The 20,710-nt window shown below is 63.3% G+C and carries 20 protein-coding genes and 1 pseudogene; 16 read left to right on the plus strand and 5 right to left on the minus strand.

Annotated elements, in window-relative coordinates; translation table 11 throughout:
• The first annotated feature begins 208 nt into the window (after positions 1-208).
• From AADX97_RS21090 to AADX97_RS21105, 4 genes are read left to right on the plus strand one after another with little or no spacing between them, the layout of a single operon-like run.
• Positions 209-400 (plus strand): hypothetical protein, encoded by a 192-nt coding sequence (locus tag AADX97_RS21090; RefSeq protein WP_374236513.1) that lies wholly within the window; start codon positions 209-211, stop codon positions 398-400.
• Positions 401-409: 9 nt separating this feature from the next.
• Positions 410-1,171 carry an AAA family ATPase gene (locus AADX97_RS21095; protein ID WP_374236512.1) on the plus strand — a complete coding sequence of 254 codons (762 nt, stop codon included), beginning with the start codon at positions 410-412 and terminating at the stop codon, positions 1,169-1,171.
• A 4-nt stretch (positions 1,172-1,175) separates the two neighbouring features.
• Positions 1,176-2,246 (plus strand): AAA family ATPase, encoded by a 1,071-nt coding sequence (locus tag AADX97_RS21100; protein ID WP_374236511.1) that lies wholly within the window; start codon positions 1,176-1,178, stop codon positions 2,244-2,246.
• Positions 2,243-2,842 carry a DUF4276 family protein gene (locus AADX97_RS21105; protein WP_374236510.1) on the plus strand — a complete coding sequence of 200 codons (600 nt, stop codon included), beginning with the start codon at positions 2,243-2,245 and terminating at the stop codon, positions 2,840-2,842. Before AADX97_RS21100 ends, AADX97_RS21105 begins: the two co-directional genes overlap by 4 nt.
• Before the next feature lie 96 nt (positions 2,843-2,938).
• Here the strand turns inward: AADX97_RS21105 and AADX97_RS21110 are convergent, their stop codons facing one another.
• The gene (locus AADX97_RS21110) at positions 2,939-3,346 is read right to left on the minus strand and encodes a DUF4332 domain-containing protein (RefSeq protein ID WP_374236509.1); all 408 of its coding nucleotides are present in this window, start codon (positions 3,344-3,346) and stop codon (positions 2,939-2,941) included.
• Between the two features lie 441 nt (positions 3,347-3,787).
• Between AADX97_RS21110 and AADX97_RS21115 the strand changes: the two genes are divergently transcribed.
• Entirely contained in the window at positions 3,788-4,252 is a 465-nt protein-coding gene (locus AADX97_RS21115) for a DsrE family protein (protein ID WP_374236508.1), read from the plus strand.
• Between the two features lie 1,307 nt (positions 4,253-5,559).
• Here the strand turns inward: AADX97_RS21115 and AADX97_RS21120 are convergent.
• Positions 5,560-6,062 (minus strand): annotated as a pseudogene (locus AADX97_RS21120) (acyl-CoA thioesterase).
• Between the two features lie 215 nt (positions 6,063-6,277).
• On the opposite strand from AADX97_RS21120, the gene nhaD reads away from it, so the two are divergent.
• Both nhaD and AADX97_RS21130 read left to right on the plus strand, forming a co-directional pair.
• On the plus strand, positions 6,278-7,762 hold the full coding sequence (gene nhaD / locus AADX97_RS21125; RefSeq protein ID WP_374236518.1) for a sodium:proton antiporter NhaD: 1,485 nt from the start codon (positions 6,278-6,280) through the stop codon (positions 7,760-7,762).
• Between the two features lie 27 nt (positions 7,763-7,789).
• The gene (locus AADX97_RS21130; RefSeq protein ID WP_374236507.1) at positions 7,790-8,335 is read left to right on the plus strand and encodes a thermonuclease family protein; all 546 of its coding nucleotides are present in this window, start codon (positions 7,790-7,792) and stop codon (positions 8,333-8,335) included.
• Positions 8,336-8,461: 126 nt separating this feature from the next.
• Here AADX97_RS21130 and AADX97_RS21135 read toward each other — a convergent pair whose 3' ends face one another.
• Entirely contained in the window at positions 8,462-9,031 is a 570-nt protein-coding gene (locus tag AADX97_RS21135) for an L-threonylcarbamoyladenylate synthase (RefSeq protein ID WP_374236506.1), read from the minus strand.
• Between the two features lie 156 nt (positions 9,032-9,187).
• On the opposite strand from AADX97_RS21135, the gene AADX97_RS21140 reads away from it, so the two are divergent.
• A complete protein-coding gene (locus tag AADX97_RS21140; RefSeq protein WP_374236505.1) occupies positions 9,188-9,511 on the plus strand; it encodes a DUF2892 domain-containing protein in 324 nt (107 codons plus the stop codon).
• Positions 9,512-9,576: 65 nt separating this feature from the next.
• On the opposite strand, the gene AADX97_RS21145 is transcribed toward AADX97_RS21140, so the two are convergent.
• Positions 9,577-10,623 carry a cyclopropane-fatty-acyl-phospholipid synthase family protein gene (locus AADX97_RS21145; RefSeq protein ID WP_374236517.1) on the minus strand — a complete coding sequence of 349 codons (1,047 nt, stop codon included), beginning with the start codon at positions 10,621-10,623 and terminating at the stop codon, positions 9,577-9,579.
• Positions 10,624-10,731: 108 nt separating this feature from the next.
• Positions 10,732-12,396 (minus strand): SulP family inorganic anion transporter, encoded by a 1,665-nt coding sequence (locus AADX97_RS21150; RefSeq protein ID WP_374236504.1) that lies wholly within the window; start codon positions 12,394-12,396, stop codon positions 10,732-10,734.
• A 322-nt stretch (positions 12,397-12,718) separates the two neighbouring features.
• On the opposite strand from AADX97_RS21150, the gene AADX97_RS21155 reads away from it, so the two are divergent.
• From AADX97_RS21155 to AADX97_RS21190, 8 genes are all read left to right on the plus strand, one after another.
• Positions 12,719-14,134, plus strand: a complete 1,416-nt coding sequence (locus tag AADX97_RS21155; RefSeq protein ID WP_374236503.1) for a form I ribulose bisphosphate carboxylase large subunit — start codon at positions 12,719-12,721, stop codon at positions 14,132-14,134.
• Positions 14,135-14,379: 245 nt separating this feature from the next.
• Complete coding sequence (locus AADX97_RS21160; RefSeq protein WP_374236502.1) at positions 14,380-14,724, plus strand: ribulose bisphosphate carboxylase small subunit; 345 nt, start codon at positions 14,380-14,382, stop codon at positions 14,722-14,724.
• A 588-nt stretch (positions 14,725-15,312) separates the two neighbouring features.
• Positions 15,313-17,364 carry a CsoS2 family carboxysome shell protein gene (locus tag AADX97_RS21165; RefSeq protein ID WP_374236501.1) on the plus strand — a complete coding sequence of 684 codons (2,052 nt, stop codon included), beginning with the start codon at positions 15,313-15,315 and terminating at the stop codon, positions 17,362-17,364.
• Between the two features lie 90 nt (positions 17,365-17,454).
• Positions 17,455-19,167 carry a carboxysome shell carbonic anhydrase gene (locus tag AADX97_RS21170; protein WP_374236500.1) on the plus strand — a complete coding sequence of 571 codons (1,713 nt, stop codon included), beginning with the start codon at positions 17,455-17,457 and terminating at the stop codon, positions 19,165-19,167.
• The gene (locus tag AADX97_RS21175) at positions 19,167-19,442 is read left to right on the plus strand and encodes a carboxysome peptide A (RefSeq protein WP_374236499.1); all 276 of its coding nucleotides are present in this window, start codon (positions 19,167-19,169) and stop codon (positions 19,440-19,442) included. The genes AADX97_RS21170 and AADX97_RS21175 overlap by 1 nt, the downstream gene beginning before the upstream one ends.
• Positions 19,442-19,738: a carboxysome peptide B gene (locus tag AADX97_RS21180; RefSeq protein ID WP_374236498.1), complete on the plus strand. Its 297-nt coding sequence runs from the start codon at positions 19,442-19,444 to the stop codon at positions 19,736-19,738. The genes AADX97_RS21175 and AADX97_RS21180 overlap by 1 nt, the downstream gene beginning before the upstream one ends.
• 122 nt (positions 19,739-19,860) lie before the next feature.
• Positions 19,861-20,166, plus strand: a complete 306-nt coding sequence (locus AADX97_RS21185; RefSeq protein WP_007195590.1) for a BMC domain-containing protein — start codon at positions 19,861-19,863, stop codon at positions 20,164-20,166.
• A gap of 197 nt (positions 20,167-20,363) precedes the next feature.
• Positions 20,364-20,672, plus strand: coding sequence for a BMC domain-containing protein (locus AADX97_RS21190; protein ID WP_093036077.1), 309 nt, complete (start codon positions 20,364-20,366; stop codon positions 20,670-20,672).
• The last annotated feature ends 38 nt before the right edge of the window (positions 20,673-20,710 follow it).

Here is a 20,710-nt window from a genome sequence, read left to right on the forward strand (position 1 = left end):
CTTATAGCCCTATAGATAGAAGAAAATTCCCGTTATGTGTGCGATTTCAGTGGGAGTGAACTCAGTCGCCTTGGGTTTGAGTACCATTTGGGTGCCCTCGCATCGGGTTGTGAATACAGAACGATTCTAACATTTTCAGCGATTTATAATTGAAAAAACGCTAACTTAACGGCATTGGGTTCGCATCCCGTCCGAGGTCATCCAGCGCGTGATCGGTGACGCCATCAAGGACATCCTCTTTGGACATCTGTTTCCACCGCCCTTTATCGCCAGCGCTGAACGAACAGGTGCAGCGATTTTTCGGAAAGAACTTAACTTTGCACGCAATCGATTGCTGGAGCATGTCACTCAATCCGACAAAGACCTCAGCCCGATCGAATGGTTGTCGAAGGCGTATTAGGATTACGCGTTGCCGGTCAAGACCAATGTCGAGTTCACCCGGCAGATCGAAACGCTCGTCAAGCACAAGAGCTTTGTCGCACACAAGCACCCCGATTTATTGACCGACTTTGCCGACATCATCGGTGGCGAATACACGGTCACACGAAACGACGAATTATACTATATCCCGAATGGGAAGCGGATCCGTTTGTCCATGGATGAAAGCTCAAGCGCGGTTCGATCCCTGCTGGATGTAGGCTTTTATTTGGCTCACGTGGCGCAACCGGGCGATCTGCTCATTGTGGACGAGCCGGAGCTGAATCTTCATCCCGAGAATCAGAGAAAGGTGGCACGGCTTTTTGCCAGACTGCTGAACATCGGCGTCAAAGTCTTTATCACGACGCACAGCGATTACATCATCAAGGTCGTCAGCACAACCTACGGGTATGGAAGTTTGCGGAAATCGCCCAAGCACTGGACTCGAAGCCGAGGATCCGCGGTCTCCCTGCCGACACCATCGTCATCAAGATCGACTGCTTCCCTTCCCCTGACGCCTTGTTCGGTTGCCACAACGGGGAATGTAAACGTGCCGATTACGCCATCGTCGCTGCTTCGGAGAAAAAGGGGCGTATCCTTTACCTTGAGCTCAATCGGACCAAGGCGGTACCTTCAGACGTGGTCCAGCAGCTCCAAGGTGCCCGATGCGTCATGCTTTATTGCGAGCAGATCGCCTCGGCCCTTTGACCTACCTCGTCGGGGCCAACGGATCTGGCAAAAGCAACTTCGTTGACGCCTTGCACCTGGTACGGGATGCCTTGATGGGCTCGCTGGACAACGCCTTGAGCGAACGTGGCGGGTTGTCGGAGGTGCGTCGCCGATCGAGTGGCCATCCGACACATTGCGGGATGCGCCTGGAGTTTCGCTTGCGCGACGGGCGACCGGGTCACTATGCCTTCAATGTCGGTGCGCTCTCCGGGGGTGGATACGAGGTACAGACCGAGGAATGCGTGCTCGAAGGTGTCGGCAAGGGGCCTTACTTTCGACTCGAACGCGGTAAGTTGAAGGCCAGTAGCGAAGCCACCTTCCCCTCCGTGGCGTCTGATCGCTTGGCCCTGGTCAGTGCATCGGGCCTATCGGTGTTTCGCCCCGTCTTCGATGCTTTGACGGCCATGGGGTTCTACAACCTGAATCCGAAGCTGATCCGTGAGCTACAGAAACCCCAGGATGGGCGTTTGCTGAAGCCTGCGGGAGAGAATATCGCCAGTGTCATCGGTCATCTCGAGCGCACGGCACCGGATGCGCTGGGAGTCATCCAGGAATACCTGCAGATCGTCGTGCCGATGGTGCATGGTGTCGAGCGCAAGGCCATCGGTCCTATGGAAACCCTGGAGTTCCGCCAGGACATGGCCGGCGCCAAGCACCCCAGGCGATTTCTCGCCCAGAACATGTCGGACGGGACACTCCGCGCACTGGGCGTCTTGACGGCGCTGTTTCAGGGAAATCGGGACGACGCGCCAACGGTGATCGGCATCGAGGAGCCCGAGACGGCGCTCCATCCCGCTGCCTCGGCCGCGCTGCGGGAGGCCCTGCAACGGGCGTCGGAGAAGACGCAGGTGATCGTCACGAGCCATAGCCCGCACCTGCTCGATGACTTGAGTCTGTCCGCAGACGCCTTGCTTGCCGTCGTGTCTATTGCAGGCGAGACACGCATCGCCCCGCTCGACGAGGCTTCACGTTCCACGTTGAGTGATCAGCTTTTCACGGCTGGTGAGCTTCTACGACTTAACCAGCTGGCGCCCGACGCCGAGGTCCTCGCGGCCGAGGATCGGCGCCAGGCCGATCTGTTCGGCGATCCCAACACATGATGACTGTCGTCTCGATTGTCGAGGGGGACGGAGAAGTTGCAGCCCTGCCGATTCTGCTGCGCCGCATCTGCGCTTGGCTGACACCCGACGTTAACGCCGCCGTTTCCCAGCCGATCCGCGTCCGGCGCGATCGATTCTTGAACCGAGACGATGAGTTTCGTCGCCACCTGCTGTTGGCTGCCGCCAAAGCGGGCGACCAAGGCTGGATCTTGGTGCTGCTCGACGCCGATGATGACTGTCCGGCAGAGTTGGCGCTGCAGGTTCTGGAGCGTGCTCGCGCTGTTGTCCCGCACCGGTCCGTCTCGGTCGTGCTGGCCAATCGCGAGTATGAAGCATGGTTTCTTGCTGCGGCACCGTCCCTAAACGGGCAGCGCGGATTCGCGTTCGAGAGCCCACCCGATTTCGACCCCGAACGACCACGCAACGCGAAAGGCTGGCTTGGTGAACGGATAGCCGGCGGCAATTACCGAGAGACGACGGATCAACCTGCGTTCTCGGCGCTCATGGACCTTGAGCAAGCCTTCGATCTCAGCCGCTCCTTCAGAACGCTATGCGGCGAATGGGCGAAGCAGATGGGCCAAACCGATAACCGCTGAGCGGCTGCGCAACTCATCGACGACCTGGTCCGAACAGACCAATCAACGCCCGGCGACGGCAGCCACGCGCGGCCTGGTTGGCCCCGTGCAACACCCTTAGTAGCTCAGCACCTTCGGCAGGTCTTTCGCCTGCGCGATCCAGTCTTCGACTTGGGCCAGGGTGGGAGGACGCTGGGTGAGATCCTGCGCCGAGTTGGTCTCGAGAATCTTGGTATGTAGGTTGTCGGCGCGGCGGGTCGCGAGCTCCTTGACGGTATCGACCCCGGCATGCTCAAGGAGATCGGAGTAGACACCCGAGACGCCTTTGATCCGCGCAAGGTCCGCTCGGTTGGCGAGTGCGAGAATCTGCGGCGCGTCGCAGCCACACTCGGCGGCGAGCGACTTGCGTTGTGCCGGCGTCGCGGCGGCCGTAAGCAGGTGCTCGTTGTCACTGATGTTCTTGGCTTTGAGCGCCTCGACAATGGCGTCCGTAATCCCTTTCAACTCTTTGATGGATATACTCATTGGCAGCTCCTTTACGCTCTCGATGGTCTTCATTGGTCATTGCGATCCGCAATGCACGGCGGATTTTAAGGTGATTGCCGGGAAATATCATCCCGGCCGCCCGGGTGTTGGATACCCCTAAGAAAGCCGAAAGGCGCGGAACAGTCGGCGTTGGCTGCCATCTGACGCGGGGATGGCGATCCCTGACCGGTGTCGCGCCGTAGCGCGGATAGCGACCGAAATCGTCCCCCGTCTTTTTTGCTAAAAACAAAGCTGAAGCATTAATCCCTCGCCACATACATTGAAATCCGTCCGGATCGTCCGACGTATGCTTAGGCAACGAGCCAACGCCGGAGTCCTATCGAACGCGTCCTTCACACGCGTGCCGAAAGCTTGCGAGTCGTCTCGAAGCGACTGGCGGAGCTTCAACCACAATAAGATCACCATCGGAGCAAGTTAAAGATGAAACGACTGACCATAGCCTCGGGCCTTTGCCTTCTCGCGATCGGCGCGCCGCACGCGGACGAGCGGTACGCGCAACAGAAGGTCGTCTACCATCTCAACGTCGACGATGCAGCGACTCAAATCGCCGCACTACGCAACATTCAAAACCACATCGATGCGGTGGGGGTCGACAATATCGAAGTGAAGGTGGTCATGCACGGCGACGGCATCTCGTTACTCGTCGAGCCCGACGCCTTGGCAGACACCAAAATGAAGGCCGCCAACGCCGATGCGGACATGGCGGCTCGGATCGACGGGTTGAAGCAGCAAGGTGTCGCCTTCGAGGTCTGCGCCAATACACTGAAGGGCCGCGAAGTCGAGATGGATGAGATGTACGACGTGAGCGAGGCCGACATCGTGCCGAGCGGCGTGGCCGAGTTGTCTCGGCTCCAGCAGCAAGGGTATACCTACATCAAACCCTGAGCCTCGAGGTGCACCGCGAATCCTGTTTCGACGAGCTTCGCGGGACCCAAGACCACAGCCGAAGTTCGGGGTCGGGGTCGGGGTCGGGTCTTGACTTTTGCCAAGACCCGAACCTGTTCCTTCCGATCGGGCAAGTCTTAGGTGATTTCCGCAAACTTCCATACCCGTAGGTTGTGCTGACGATAGGAGGCACAACTTGCGCCGACGGTTGGTTGTGCCTCGCGCGGCTCGGCACAACCTACGCCTGTTCCTTCCGATCGGGCAAGTCTTAGCGGTAGCAGTCGCGCCATTCGAGCTTGGTCCGGTTCTTCACGTTCTTCGCTTCGCCGCTGTTGTTCCTTTCTGCCTGTCAGCCCCTGCTTGTCGATCAGGATCAGCCGGCGGTCGGTGAAGAGGACGGCATTGCGTACACCGGAAGGCGTGCTCGATCTGCTCGCCGTTGCCCAAGATCTTCGCGTAATCGCCAGAACAATCACTTGCACAGCCGCATCCAGATTGTTCGAAGAGAATTGGGTAATGACATGCTCTGAGGTGTCGGAACGCACTTCGGCGGGGTTTGGGAGGAGATTGCAGGCGCAGCGGGCAGGCGTGAGATCAGGGGCGACGGCACCATCTGTGGCAGAGCATGGCGGTTACCAGGAGACGCGCTGATCTAACTTGACGTCAGGCTCGGGCTGGCCGCGGAGGTCGCAGTCCGGCATCGGCTCGGGAGCATCCTCCAGGTGGGCGGTCCGCGGGCGGGCGCGATTGGCGGCGCGCGTGACGGCTCACCGAGAGCCACGAGAGCTCGCTCGATGGGTGTAGTCTGGGTGACGCAGGCAGCGCTCTGCTCGGCGTCTTCAACGTTTAGCCTAAGAAAGTAGTTGAACCGCAAAGGACGCATTGGGTTTCAATGCCTTGCTTCAGTGACGCTACTCACCCAAAGGGTAAACGTCGTTCGTATTTCAAATTATTGTTTTCCTATGCGTCCTTTGCGCAGTTGCGGTTCTAAATGCCGGATTTAGGTTTAGCCGCCCGCGCAGCATCGAAGCCCGGCGTCCGCTGTCCGGATGCTTGCCCTGAGTGGTGCCGTTTCGGCCGAGGGCCGGAATGCGTCCGGAACGGTCGCTAAGGACCAAGCACCGAGCGGCAGGTCCAGGTCGGGTCGGGACCTTGTTCCCCACCTCTCAGCCGGTATCGTAACGCAGTAAGAAAGCCATCGGGTGAGCAAATCTTGGACATTCGTGACGAGAGCCGGTTGGAAACAAACGTTTCAAATCCGGCTCGAAGATTCGGGGCCTGCCCTTGATACGCATTGGCCGCGACTGTCACGACTCTCCCGCCCGACTCTTATGTACCTGACGAATCTCGTCGTTGCGTCGCTCGATCTCGCGCCTGAGCTCCCGCCGCAGGGCCGCGCTCTCTTAGCGGCGACGCTCGTTCGGCGTCTCGACCTGCAGCGTGGGCACCTTCACGGGACGCCCTTGGTCGTCGACCGCGACCATCGTGAAATAGGAGGTCATGGCATGGCGGGTGGTCTTGTGGATGATCTCCTCGGCGATCACCCGGATCCCGACCTCCATCGAGGTGTTGCCCGTGTAGTTGACCGAGGCCAGGCAGGTGACGAGCTCGCCCACGCGCAGCGGCTGCCGAAAGAAGACCTGGTCCACCGATAGGGTGACCACGTCGTTGTTCGAGTAGCGCGCGGCGCAGGCATAGGCGACCTGGTCGAGCAACCGCAGGGTCGCACCCCGTGAACATGGCCTGAAAAATTAGCCATGTCCGGGGTCATCAGAAGGGTCATGGTCAAGGTCTTGTGTAGTGGTTCCATGCAAAAGCCGCTTGGCGCTTGATGAATCCGCTAGTATCGTGAGTATCGCCGTCGGCGCACGGCGCGAGCGCGGAGTTTACGGCCTGTCGCATCGGGCGACAGCGCTTGCGGCGCAGGACGGCCGATGCAGGCGCTTGAGGATAGACCGCGCGGTCGACTTTAACACCGACGCGATCGCCTGCGGCTCCGATACCCCAATCCCGGCAGGATTCATCATGATGCGTGTCCCCGGACGCCTTTCGTTTGTGCCCCTCATGGGTCTTTTTGCTCTGCTCGTGCCGGGCCTCACGCTCGCGAGCGAGTCCGGGCAGTGGATCGACTTGACCTCGCATAGCGTCGGCTATGCGGCCCTGATCATCTTCGCCATCGCCTATGCGTTGGTGATGGCCGAGGAGTTCCTGCACCTGCGCAAGTCCAAGCCGGTCATCATCGCGGCCGGCCTCATCTGGGCGCTGATCGCTTACGTCTATTCGCAGAACGGTCTCACCCACGAGGCCGAAGTGGCGGTGCGGCACAACCTGCTCGAATACTCGGAGCTGATGCTCTTCCTGCTGGTCGCCATGACCTACATCAATGCGATGCAGGAGCGAAAGGTGTTCGATGCCTTGCGCTCCTGGTTGATCCGCAAGGGCTTCGGTCTACGTGCGCTCTTCTGGATGACGGGCGGACTGGCGTTCTGCATCTCGCCGGTCGCGGACAACCTGACCACGGCGCTCTTGATGTGCGCAGTCGTGATGGCGGTCGGCGGCGAAAATACCCGTTTCGTAACACTGGCCTGCATCAACATCGTGGTCGCAGCCAACGCGGGCGGGGCCTTCAGCCCATTCGGCGACATCACGACGCTGATGGTCTGGCAGAAGGGCATCATCGATTTCTTCGGCTTCTTCGATCTTTTTATTCCGGCGCTGGTGAATTTCCTGATACCCGCTCTCTTCATGCACCACGCCGTGCCCGACACCAAGCCCGAAACGGTGCCGACGAAACCGACTCGACGGGTATCGTTCTCGAACCACCGAGCAGCCGACACGAAGGCCGAAACGGCAGCGGTGGACATCCACATGCGACGCGGCGCCAGGCGCATCATCCTGCTTTTCCTGCTGACGATCGCAACAGCGGTCGCCTTCCACAACTTCCTGCACCTACCACCGGTCATCGGCATGCTGACCGGGCTCGGATATCTGCAATTCTTCGGCTTTTACCTGCGGATGAGCCATCACGGCTGGCAGCAGCGCAACGTCGAGCGCGCGAATCTGATCGGCGACATCACGCCCTTCGATGTCTTCAACAAGGTCGCGCGCGCCGAGTGGGACACCCTGCTGTTCTTCTACGGGGTCGTGCTCTGTGTCGGCGGTCTCGGGTTCATCGGCTATCTGGGCATGGCCTCGGATGTGATGTATGAGCAATGGGGACCGATCCCGGCCAACGTCGCCATCGGCCTCATGTCCGCGGTGATCGACAACATCCCGGTCATGTTCGCGGTCCTCACTATGAACCCGGACATGGACCAGACCCAGTGGCTCCTGGTCACCCTGACCGCCGGGGTCGGCGGATCCCTGCTGTCGATCGGGTCGGCCGCCGGGGTCGCTCTGATGGGACAAGCCCGCGGCGTCTATACCTTCTTCGCGCATCTGCGATGGACGCCCGAGATCGCCTTGGGGTACTTCGCGAGCATCGTCGTGCATTTGTGGCTCAATGGCTGACGGCCGGCTGCCGCGGCGCTCGCGCCCTTGAGGCGATGGTGGCGAGGGCGTCGGTTTGCCGTCTCGAGCCTTCTGATCGCGCTCACCGTAACCGGCGCTTGGGTGATCGAGCGTTGGGGACCGGGTCTGATCCCGGTCGACTGGTCATTTGCCGGGTCGGGTCGACTCTGCGCAATGGATCAGGTGCTGGATGGAGATTCGCTCCGGCTGACCTGCGGCGGCAAGTCCGTCGAAGTTCGCCTGTACTGTATCGACGCGCCCGAGAAGGGCCAAAAGCCTTGGGGCAATCGGTCGCGGGCGCACCTCAAGCGACTCGCTACGGATCGGGTCGAGATGCGGCCCATCGAGACCGACCGCTTCGGGCGGACGGTGGCCGAGGTGTACACCGCCAAGGGTGAGCGACTCTCGCTGAACCTCGAGCAGGTCAAGCAGGGGCAGGCTGCGGTCTATCCTCGCTATTGCGAGGAGTCGCGATTCTTCCGAGCGGAGCGTAAGGCGCGTGCTGCCGAGTTGGGGATTTGGGGCACCCAAGGGGAACACCAGACGCCGTGGACCTTCCGACATCGGCGTTGAGGCTTCGCACTCGTGGGATCCCTCACCCGCCGCGCGACCCCGGCCTGCGTCTCGCCGCCGTCGCCGGACCGGCGGCCTTTTCCTTGGGCTGCTGCCCTCAGGGCCATCGTGCCTGCCCTCGGCCGATCAGGCCCTCAGCATCCGCCCCGTCCGCCCGTCGCGGATACAGGACGGCTGATCCGAGCCGACACAGACCCCGGCGAGGATCAGGTCCGGCGACTCGTCGAGCGCGAGCCGAACCTGCAAGGCCGTTCTCGCCGGTCGTCGGGTGGCCTGATTCGCGCTCGTGGAGACAATGGCGCCGCCGTAGGCGCGGCAAAGCGCGGCGGCGAGTGGATGTCGCGTGACCCGAACTGCAAGGGTGTCGAAACGCCCGGTGAGCCAACCCGGTGTCTCGGACCGCGCCGGCAGCAACCAGGTGTTCGGACCCGGCCAGCTTGCTCGGATCTCCGCCATCCGATCGGCGGCGAGCGGCAGGACGAAGGGTTCGAGCTGACTCGGATCCGCTGCGATCAGGATCAACCCCTTGGCGACATCACGGCGCTTCATGCTCAGAATCCGCGCGACCGCATCGCCGTCGCGGGGATCGCAACCCAAGCCGAACACGGCCTCGGTCGGATAAGCGACCACACCACCTCCCGCGATGATGCGGGCGGCACACCGAAGCCGCTGACTCGGAAGAGAAGGTGGGTTCATCGGGGAACCAAGGGGAGCGCCGGGACTCCCACGGAAGCATCGGAGGCTCGCGCAGGGTCAGGGTTGCAAGTCGATTGTCGGCACGCATTGCCGGATCGCAACAAATCCAGGGCCCGGGAACGGGTATACTGTATCGGTTTCCGCTGACGGTTACCGATGCAGGAGCGGCCGGGCCATTCAGACGAATCCATCGGGGTCAGCCTCGACATTCCCGCACCCTCGGCGAAGCTCGGCAGGTGCCCGATCCTTTTTCCCCTTTCACTTACCGGAGTTGAATTCATGACCCTGATCAAAAATGTTGGCAAGACCGACCGTAACATCCGACTGGCTGCCGGCGGCGTCCTGGTGTTCCTGGGCATCGTCAACAGCACGGTGCTCTTCTCGATTATCGGCTTGGTCGTACTCGCGACCGGCGCGATCGGCACCTGCCCCGCGTACATGCCGCTGAAGATCAACACGAACAAGGACGACAAGGCCTGATCCACGCCGCAGTAACCGCCCCGCCGGTCACGCGCCTCACCAAGGCCATGATCGTCGGGGCGGACTCAGGCCGGACGCTCGAACAGATAGTGGCTCACATACCACTCCTGCCCCCTTCGATATCCGAACAGCTCCGCGCAGGCCATGAAGAAGAGCCGCCAGCGCATCCACCAGACCCCTGCTTGATCGCTGCCGTAGGTCTCTTCGAGGATCGGCCAAATCCGGTCGCGCCCGGCATCCATCCGCTCCAACCAGGCATTTAGCGTGCGCTCGTAATGCCGGCCATCCCAGCGCCAGCGTGTCACCAGCTTGAGATCCTCCTGAAAGTGCAGCGGCAGATCGTCGCTCGGCATGATACCGCCTGCGAAGAAATAATGACTCATCCAGTCGCTCGGGCCGACGTCCTCGAAGGGATAGGGGTGCTCTCGATGGACGAAGATGTGCATCAGGAGGCGCCCGCCAGGCCTCAGCCAGTCATGCACCCGCGCGTACAGCTTGCGATGGTTGCGCATGTGCTCGAACATCTCCAGCGAAACGACTCGGTCGTACGGGCCGTCGGCCTGAAAATCGTTCATGTCCGCCGTGACAATCTCCAGGTTCGTCAGACCCCGTCGGTCCCGCTGCGCCTCGATGAAGGCGCGTTGCCCGCTTGAGTTCGACACGCCGGTGATCCGGGAGCTCGGAAACCGCTCGGCCAGATAAAGACTCAAGGCGCCCCAGCCGCATCCCAGCTCCAACACCCGATCGCCGTCTTGAATGCCGGCCCGTTCGGCCGTGATCGCCAAAGACGCCTCCTCCGCCTCTTCGAGAGACTTGATGCTCTCGGGCCAGTAACAGGAGCTGTATTTGCGACGCGGCCCCAACACCAGATCGAAGAAGGCGGCCGGCAGCTCGTAGTGCTGCTCGTTCGCCCGCTCCGGGACGTCCGCGATCGGAGAGGCGTCCATCATGGCAATAAAGTCGCGCTTCTCGCGCATCGCCGCCTCGCAATCCTCCGTCGGCAAGGTCGCCAGGCGTCCGCGCAGCAAGGCACGAATGCCGCTGCGCGTCACGCTGTCGGGGATCTTGCCTTGCTCGACCCAGCGGATTGCCGTTTCGGTTGCACTCACCATCATCGTTTCCTCGTTCGTTCCGTCATACCGCGGTGTCCCGGAGGTATTGGCGAGTAACCTCGAGGGCAAGACGGCCCGGCGCACAAGTCCCGACGCGCAGGCCCGCAGCTACCGCGGCGGCAACTGCTCCAACGCAAGCTTCAATGCAGACTCGCGATCCTCGACCCACCGATCCTCGCGCATGGCGCCACGCAGACCCAGGTGCTCCAGACGTTCGCGTGGCTGGCCGTGCACACCGGCCATGTAGACCGCGTGACCTTGCGAGAGCGCATCGCGTACCGTCGACTCCACCGCAACGGCGGTCGTGACCCCCATGTGCGGGACTTGACTCAGATCAATGACGACCGCCTGTGCGCCTTCTAGCTTGGGACTCTGACGACTGATGGCGGCAGCGGCACCGAAGACCAGCGGGCCGCTAAGGTAGAGGATCTTCACCCGACCGCGCCCTTGAGCGAGCAGCGAGCGCTCCTCGCACGACAGACCCGCGCAGGGCGCCTCGTCTTGCTTGCGCCGTGCAGGGAGAACACAGACTGACTCCTCCTGCAGGTCGGCAAGACGTCGAATGGTGAGGACATTGGCGACGAAGAGGCCGATCGCCACGGCGGTGATCAGGTCCACGAACACCGTCATCAGAATCACGCCGTAGGTAATCAAAGCCCCTTTCATCGACACGCGGTGGGCGCGGGCGAGAAAGCTCCAGTCGATGATGTCGATACCGACCTTCACGGCGATGCCCGCAAGCACCGCCAACGGGATGTTCGCGGTCAGTGCACCCGCCCAAATCACCACCACGGCTAGGATCGCCGCCCGAGTCAGACCCGAAAGTGCGGACCGTCCGCCGGCTTGGATATTCACAACTGTCCCCATGGTCGCCCCGGCGCCCGGCAGACCGCCGAAGAGGCCCGATGCCAGGTTGCCGACACCCTGCCCGAGCAACTCCTTGTCCGAGTCGATCTGCTTGCGGGTCAAGCTGCCTGCGATCACCGAGGTCAGCAGGGCATCCACCGAGCCGAGCATCGCCAAGACGACCGCGTCGATCAGGATGGTCTGCCATTGGTCCAGGGTAAACACCGGAAGCTGCAACGATGGAAGACCGGAGGGAATCTCCCCAATGCGACGTATATCCTGGTCGCCCAGCCACCAGACGGCAATCAACGTGCCCACAACCAGCGCCACCAGCTGAGGCGGCAGGATGCGCTTGATGCGTGCGGGCATCAGGAGCAGGATCGCGAGGGTCAGACCCGCAAGGATCGCCTCCTGCGGATCGATTGCACGAATCATCTCGGGCAGGGCCTGCAGGGTCCCGATTACCCCGCCACCCGGCGCTGCCTGACCGATGAGTCCCGGCAGCTGCAGGATGATCAGGATGATCCCGATCCCCGACATGAATCCGGAGATCACCGTGAAGGGCATCATGGTGACATAGCGGCCGAGCTTCATCGCACCGAACGCCATCTGGAACAGGCCCGCGAGCATGACGACCGTGAACGCCATCGCCATGCCCTGCTCCGGGTTGGCGGCGATCAGCGAGGCGATGACCGCGGTGAAGACCACGGTCATCGGGCCGGTCGGCTCGGAGATGAGCGTCGGTGTGCCCCCGAACAGCGCCGCGAACAGACCGACCAAGACGGCGCCGTAAAGACCGGCCTCGGCACCGGCGCCCGAGGCGACGCCGAACGCGAGCGCCATCGGAAGCGCGACGACGGCGGCGGTCACGCCACCGAAGAGGTCCCCGCGAAGATTGTCGAAACGGATCTCGTTGAGTACACGCATGCACTACTCCGAAGTCATCAACTGTAGACGAAAGTTAGTATCCGGCCCGAGTGAGTTAAGCGATAATCGAAGTTTCTCAAGCGCTATATCGAGAAAGATCTATGATTCGCGGAGGACTAATCGATTACCCTATCATCAACAGGCAATAAACTGCATTCCGCATCGGGGTCAAGTTATCGCCGAAACATATAGACTATCGTCGATGCGATTGATAGAGATTATTGAATATCTTCTATACCTCGCCCTAGAGTAAGGTTACACCCAGAGTTCGAAACAGCCTCCGCAGGCGAGGCGGATCAGGCACAGACCACAGGAGCTGACCATGAGCGTGAAGACCTACGATGCCGGTGTGAAAGAATACCGGGCCATGTACTGGACACCGGACTATGTCCCCCTCGACACCGACCTCTTGGCCTGTTTCAAATGCACCGGGCAGCCCGGTGTTCCGCGCGAAGAGGTCGCCGCCGCCGTCGCCGCGGAGTCCTCGACCGGGACCTGGAGTACGGTGTGGTCGGAGCTCCTGACCGATCTCGAGTTCTACAAGGGTCGCGCCTATCGCATCGAAGACGTGCCCGGCGACAAGGAGGCCTTTTACGCCTTCATCGCCTACCCAATCGATTTGTTCGAAGAAGGCTCGGTTGTCAACGTCCTGACCTCGCTCGTCGGCAACGTGTTCGGATTCAAGGCGCTGCGTCATCTGCGCCTGGAGGATATCCGTTTCCCCATCGCCTACGTCAAGACCTGCATGGGACCGCCGAGCGGCATCCAGGTCGAGCGTGACAAGCTCAACAAGTACGGCCGGCCGATGCTCGGCGCCACGATCAAGCCGAAACTCGGCCTCTCGGCCAAGAACTACGGACGCGCGGTCTACGAGTGTCTGCGCGGCGGCCTCGACTTGACCAAGGACGACGAAAACGTCAACTCTCAGCCCTTCATGCGGTGGCAAAATCGATTCGAGTTTGTCGCCGAGGCCGTCTCCGCGGCGCAGGCCGAGACCGGTGAGCGCAAGGGCCACTATCTGAACGTCACCGCCCCGGACCCGGAGCAGATGTACGAGCGTGCCGAGTTCGCCAAGGAGCTGGGCCAGCCGATCATCATGCACGACTTCCTCACCGGCGGTTTCACCGCCAACACCGGTTTGGCCAAGTGGTGCCGCAAGAACGGCGTGCTGCTGCACATCCATCGCGCGATGCACGCGGTCATCGACCGTCATCCCAAGCACGGCATCCACTTCCGGGTACTGGCCAAGTGCCTGCGCCTGTCGGGCGGCGACCATCTGCATACCGGCACGGTGGTGGGTAAGCTTGAGGGTGACCGCGGCTCCACGCTCGGCTTCGTCGACCTGCTGCGCGAATCCTTCATCCCCGAAGACCGCGCCCGCGGCATCTTTTTCGATCAGGATTGGGGCTCCATGCCCGGCGTCTTCGCGGTCGCCTCCGGCGGCATCCATGTGTGGCACATGCCGGCACTGGTGACCATCTTCGGCGACGACTCGGTCCTGCAGTTCGGCGGCGGTACCCAGGGGCACCCCTGGGGCAACGCGGCCGGTGCGGCGGCCAACCGTGTAGCGCTCGAAGCCTGCGTGAAGGCCCGTAACGAAGGTCGCGAGCTCGAGAAGGAAGCGCGCGAGATCATGGCTGGCGCGGCCAAGCACAGCCCCGAGCTAGCGATCGCGATGGAGACCTGGAAAGAGATCAAGTTCGAGTTCGACACGGTCGACAAGCTCGACGTGGGGTGAGGGCAAGCCTCCGACCCCGGTTATCAGCGAGCATCTATTAGCTGTCAGCGATCAGCTGTCAGCTACCAGCAAGTCGATGCCGGGTGGAGTCCTTCTCGCCGCGTTGAGATTCGCTCCGCGACATCGACGCGGCAGACTAGGAGCCAAACCCTGGGCTAGGCGGAGCCTCAGGCTGATAGCTGATAGCTGACGCATCCGAACCACTCACTCGAACCCAACGCATTCGCACAACGAGGACCGAAATCATGCCTTTCCAAAGCACCACGGGCGACTATCAGACCAAATACACCCTAGAGACCTTCGGTTTCCTGCCGCCGATGACCCAAGAGGAGATCTTCGATCAGATCGCCTACATCATTGCTCAGGGTTGGACTCCGGGCATCGAGCATATCCATCCCGCGAAGTCCATGAACCACTACTGGACGATGTGGAAGCTGCCCTTCTTCGGCGTGACCGATCTAGCCCAGGTGGTGAGCGAGCTCGAGGCGTGCCATCGCTCTTATCCGGATCACCATGTCCGGGTGACAGGCTACGACAACTACACCCAGAGCCAGGGCTCCTGCTTCGTGGTATTCGAGGGTCGCGGCTGATCGCAAGGTCCACGGCAGTCGAGGTCGAGCGTTGCTTGTAGGCATCGCCCGACCGTACGGTGCCGAGCACCCGAGATCCAGTGTTTCAACACCGAGCGGGCGGCGCGATCGCCGAGCCGGTGATGCGAACGGAGTCAGGGATCCGTCCCTCCGTCGCGGTTACTGCTCACGCGCTCCACGTCCAAGGGAACGACCATGCCCAGCAAAGCGAATCTGAGATCGAGCGGCCGCGAGGCGGCCTTGGCACGTCGCCGTGCCTTGTCCACTCAGGGCAAGCGAACCACCGCTGCCGTCGGAGCGGCGGAACGCAGCCGCACGCCCGACGTCGCCGCGGTGCGTCGCCCTGTGCCATCGCAGCCGCAGTCTGCTCCGGCTGCCACGGCGGAATCGGTGTCGAGCAGCGGCTGGAGCGGTGGCGCATCGACTCCTTCAGCGACCAGGGTCACCTCGCCCGTTCGGCGCGTTCAGGCTCCGGTGTCTCCGTCCGGCTCCAGTCGCGCGGAGGCCAGGGCTCGGCGCGAAGCGCTGTCGAAGGCCGGCAAGCGGGCGGATCGCAGGGCGGATCGCACACGCGCCCCTGCAGCGAAAATGCCGACCAAGGTCGTTCGCGAGGACAGGCCGGACTGCGGCTGTGGCTGCGGCGGGAACCCGGAGACGACAGGCGAGCGCGGCTCGATGGCGGACGCGGCGCGTCTCTCGTCGGATCGCCGTGGCGCGTCTTCACACGGCAGCACGACTAATGGGTCGCGACGCAACGGCAAGCGGATCACCGCCGTCAAGCCCACGGGGCGCATGCTGGCGCTCGCCCGACGCTCCGCCACCTCCGGGCGCGGCAAGGCCGCGGTCAATACGCCGGCCACCACGGCGAGTCTCGCACGGCAGGCGAACCCGCAGCTGTCCGGGCGCGATCTGGCCCAGACCGTCCGCGCCCATCGCAGTGCCGCAGGCTCGGCTGGGACGCGCAAGGTCCAAGCCACGGGCCGGGTCAGGCCCGGGCGCGAGCGTCCGGTCGGTGGGGCCGAAGATCAGCCCTGGAAGGTCGGTCTGAGCGAGACCGCGCAAGGTCAATTCGTGACCGGCACCCGGGTCGGGCGCAGTCGCTCGGTGACGGGCGACGAGCCGAGCGTCTGTCGCGAGGTCACGGGTACCGAATATATGGGCGCTGAGATCTTCCGCGAGTTCTGCCAGGCCGAGCCACCCAAACAGGCCCCGAAGGTTCACGTCACCACGACAAGTCACGGCAACGCCGTGACCGGCAACGAGGTGGGGCGGTCGACCCGGGTGACGGGCGACGAGCCCGGGACTTGCAAGAGCGTGACCGGTACGGAATATCTGTCGGCCGAGCAGGCAAGCGCATTCTGCGGGACTCAGTTGACGCCGAACCCGCGTCAGACCGGGCGGACCCAAACCACCGGTGGTCGTGCCGTCTCGGGCGTCCTCCCGGGGCTCTCGGCAAAGGTCACGGGCAACGAGCACGGCGCGGGGATCCAGCCGACCGGCAGCCAGTACATGTCCTCGGCCAACGGCGAACTGCCCGATCTGAAGAAGGCGCCGCCGAAGGTCAACCTGACGCAGACACTCGGCGGCGGTTCCGTGACCGGCACCCGGGTCGGTCGCAGTGCGAAGCTGACCGGCGACGAGCCCGGCAGCTGTCGGCTGGTGACCGGCGACGAGTATGTCGGCGCCGAGCAGTACAAAGAGTTCTGCGGCATCCAGCCGGCCCCGATGGAGGCACCGAAGGTCGGGCTGTCCTCGACACGAAAGGGGCTGTCGGTCTCCGGCACCCAGACCGGGCGCTCGGGTCGGGTCACGGGTGACGAGCCCGGCACCTGCAAGGCGGTCACCGGCACGCCCTATGCGGGGCTGGAGCAGACGGCGACCTATTGCGCCCCCGAGCAGCAGCGCCTGATCGCAGAGCGGATGCGCCCGATGGCAGCGGCAATGGCAGCGCGAATGACCGGCATCCGGCCGGGGATCGGCGGGGCCATGACGGGTGCGTCCAGGGGTGCTTGCGAGGAGATCAGCGGGACTCCCTACATCGGGATCGACCAAATCGAGGAGACCTGCGGAAGCGGTGCCCTGCCCGGTCACAGCGATTTCCCCCAACCGCTGCCACAGCCGATCGAGGCTGCGCCCTGGCAGAGTTTCAGCGTCGCGTCGCCGGCACGCCAGGCGTTTCAGCCAAGTCAAGGAACCGGTGTGACGGGCACCCTCTATGAGCAGGAGGGGCGGATTACCGGCCCTTTTGGGATGGGCACGGGCAAGATCACGGGCACTGAGCAGTTTCGCTTCGACCGTGTCTCGTCCGTGCCGGAAAACCTCCTACAGATGGCGACTACCGAGACGGCGGAATCCGACACGGCTCCGGCAGCGGTCCGCTCCCGCGTGACGGGCGAGGGCCAATCCGCCGGGAAAAAGATCACGGGTGACGATTGGGAGCGTGGCGAGCGTGTCACCGGGACCGAGGGACCCTCGGCACGGCGCCGCAACCCGACCCGCCCGGGCCCGATGGCCGCGATGGCCGCTGTCAAGCCCAAACGCAACGAGGAGCTTCCGGCGCCGGTGAGTCGTGTAACCGGGGCCAGCGGCAACACGGACCGCGGGTCGCTCATCACCTACTCGGGTGGAGCGCGGGGCTGAGCCCCGCACGAGCGACCGGCACGAGGGATCGGGTCTGCCCGACCGAGCCGAATGCAAGCCAACACCGGAACCTGACGAGACAACGAGGTCATGTCGAGCCAACGCCGTCCAACCCGAGCGAGCCTGATCTGGACATCCGCACCCGCACCCGCCGCGACGGCCTACCGGCCGCGCGCGCGAGGCGAGTCCGGGTCCGGTGCGCCCGCAGCGACGCCGGAGCCGGTGACGGCCGAATCGGCTAGGCCGACACCGGCCACGACCGAGCAGGCGACAAAGGCTCGGGGGCAGCGGATTCGGCCGCGGCCTCCGTCTCGAGCAGCCGGTGCCGATGCCGCCAAGCGCACGGCAGGCCAGACCAAGCGGGCCGTCGTTGCGGCAGCGGAGTCCCGACAGGCTCGGGGTCCGAACGGACAACACCCGCTGACCGACCATGAGGGCAACGCGAGGCTGCAGCGTTACGAGGAGCGGATCAAGACGGCGTTCGATCGGATCGTACCCGTGCTCAAGCAGATCTCGGCCCTCCAGCATGAGTCCGACTTCGAGCCGAAGGCCCAGTCGATCGCTCGGGCCGAGCTGGGCTTCGACCTGCCCGAGCACATGCTGGCGGATGCTTGGGTGACCCAGCTCGATCTGCGGCGCCTGTTCGCCTGGTGCGTGTTCGAGACCTACCGTCGCATGGCGGATGACTTCTTCTCGAACGACCCGCTCGGAGGACGCGAGGTTCGGGACTTCGAGCGTTTTCTCCAGGACTGCGGCTTCCACCAGCTGGATGTGACGCCCTGTGCTGACGGACGCCTGGCCCATGCGATCAGCTACGTGCTGCGTCTGCCGTTCGGCGCGGTGAGGCGCAAGCCCTACGCCGGCGGACTGTTCGATGTCGAGAATACGGTCTCCAAGTGGGGCGAGGTCGAGCTCGGGCGGTTCCGCGAGGGCGTACCGAACACCGCGGATGCGCCGACTCGCTATCTAAAGACGGTGATCTATCACTACAGCTCGGTGGATCCGCACCATCAGGGCTGCGCGGCCCACGGGTCGAACGATGCGGCGGCCGCACAGGCCGCCTTGGACCGACTCTTGGCCTTCCGCCAATCGGTCGAGAACGGCTTCTGCTGCGGTGCATCGGTGGCGCTGCTGCTGATCGGTTTAGACACGGACACGGACGCGATCCGGGTCCATGTGCCCGACGGACAGGGCAACATGGATCTGGCGCAGTCGGTCGACGCGATCAAGGTGCACGCGATTACGCGTGACCTGGAGCCGACCGCAGCGCGTGCGCGGGTCGCCGAGTTGATCAAGGCGCACGCCCCGGCAACCGCCGATCCGGGTATGCTTCGGATGGTCGCACGGCTGATCGAGAACAACCTGTCGCAGATCGACTATGTGCGCCAGGTGCACGGCGGACACTACGCGGATGTGGGTCACGCCGAGCGTTTCATGGGTGTGGGCATCGGGTTCGAGGAGATCCAACTGCGCAACCTGACCTACTTCGCCTATCTGTACACGGTCGAGGAAGGGGCCGCGGATCTGGACGTGGGACGCAAGATCTTCGGCGGGCTCAATGTATCGCGCGGTCTGCCCATCCCGATCGTCATCCGCTTCGATTATCACGGCGGGGTGCCCGGTGCGCGCGAACGCGCGGTGACACGCTGTCGGCGGCTCGATGCCGCGCTCGCCGGCCGGTTCGCCGATCTGGCAGACCGGGGACTGCTGCACCGACTGCTCGTCGTGCGCGAAAGCGACGCGGGCGCCGGCATCGAAGTCGTCGGATGCTCGCTCACCGCCCCTACGGCGGGGGGCCACTGATGAAGATCTGTCAGGTCGAGCGTCCACTGGTCTCGACGAACCGGATTCCGGGGTTCGAGCACAAACACCTCTTGGTGGTGCGCGACGGGAGCACACAGCAGGTCGCGGTCGATTCGGTCGGCTGCGTGCCCGGTGACTGGGTGATCTGTGTCGGCAGCTCCGCGGCCCGCGAGGCGGCCGGCAGCAAGGAGTATCCGAGCGATCTGACCATCGTCGGCATCATTGATCATTGGCCGCCCGAGACCGGCGCCGCCGGGTCGGGAGGTGCAGGCTGATGGAGATCAGGCAGGTCATCGGCTCGCTGGTCTGCACACATCGCGTTACTGGGCTCGGACACTGGGATCTGCGGGTGCTGCAGGACACGAAAGGTAAGCACTACGTCGCGACCGACCCGGTGGATGCCCGCCCCGGAGACTGGGTCTTCGTGGTCAGTGGGTCGGCCGCCCGGTACGCGATGGGAGACGCCGGGATCCTCACCGACCTGACGATCGGCGGAATCATCGATCGGTGGGAGGAAGAGCGGGCCGCGGCGGTCGAGCCGGCCGCCGTCACCACCGCCCAAGCGGCATGAGGGGCACCGTCCGGCCGGGATCGCCCGGCGTGGTCGGCATCGACGAAGGGCTTTGAATCTGGATTGAAGATGATCGGGCAGCATCGCCCGCGGCGACTTGGTACACAGAGGAGACACGAACGATGGCAAGCGACAAATTCGGAATCGCGCTCGGGATGATCGAGACCCGCGGACTGGTCCCCGCGATCGAAGCGGCGGACGCCATGACCAAGGCCGCCGAGGTGCGCCTAATCGGGCGCGAGTTCGTCGGCGGGGGCTACGTGACCGTGCTGGTGCGCGGCGAAACGGGCGCGGTCAACGCCGCAGTCCGCGCCGGTGCCGACGCCTGCGAGCGCGTCGGAGACGGCCTGGTCGCGGCGCACATCATTGCCCGCCCGCACCGCGAGGTCGAGCCGATCCTCCCGGTCGGCGGCCCGGCCGTCGACTGAATAAAGGTCAGCAGTACGCGATGAGCAGAAAGCTAGTGATTAGTTATTAGTTGTTAGTTGTTAGTTGTTAGTTGTTAGTTACTAGTTATTGGTGACTAGTGGCTGATAGCTGATAGCTGATAGCTGGAGGCTAGCTAAGAAGCTAGAGCAAATCGCAACCACCTCATCAACACGACACTTAAGATTGGAGAGCACAGATGGCCAGTGAAAGCTACGGAATCGCATTGGGGATGATCGAGACGCGCGGACTGGTACCCGCCATCGAAGCGGCGGATGCCATGACCAAGGCCGCCGAGGTGCGCCTGATCGGACGCGAGTTCGTCGGCGGCGGGTACGTGACCGTGCTGGTGCGCGGCGAAACGGGTGCAGTGAACGCCGCGGTGCGCGCCGGTGCTGATGCCTGCGAGCGTGTGGGCGACGGTCTGGTTGCTGCGCACATCATTGCCCGTCCGCACCGCGAGGTCGAGCCGATCCTGAACCGGACTCTGCCGGCGGCGGCCGACTGATCGAGCGGCACTCAGCCTGAGCCGCTCGATACCGGCGG

Origin of the sequence: Thiocapsa sp. C2-2m, from assembly GCF_041903745.1 — a bacterium.
GTDB classification, from domain to species: Bacteria; Pseudomonadota; Gammaproteobacteria; order Chromatiales; family Chromatiaceae; genus Thiocapsa; species Thiocapsa roseilacustris.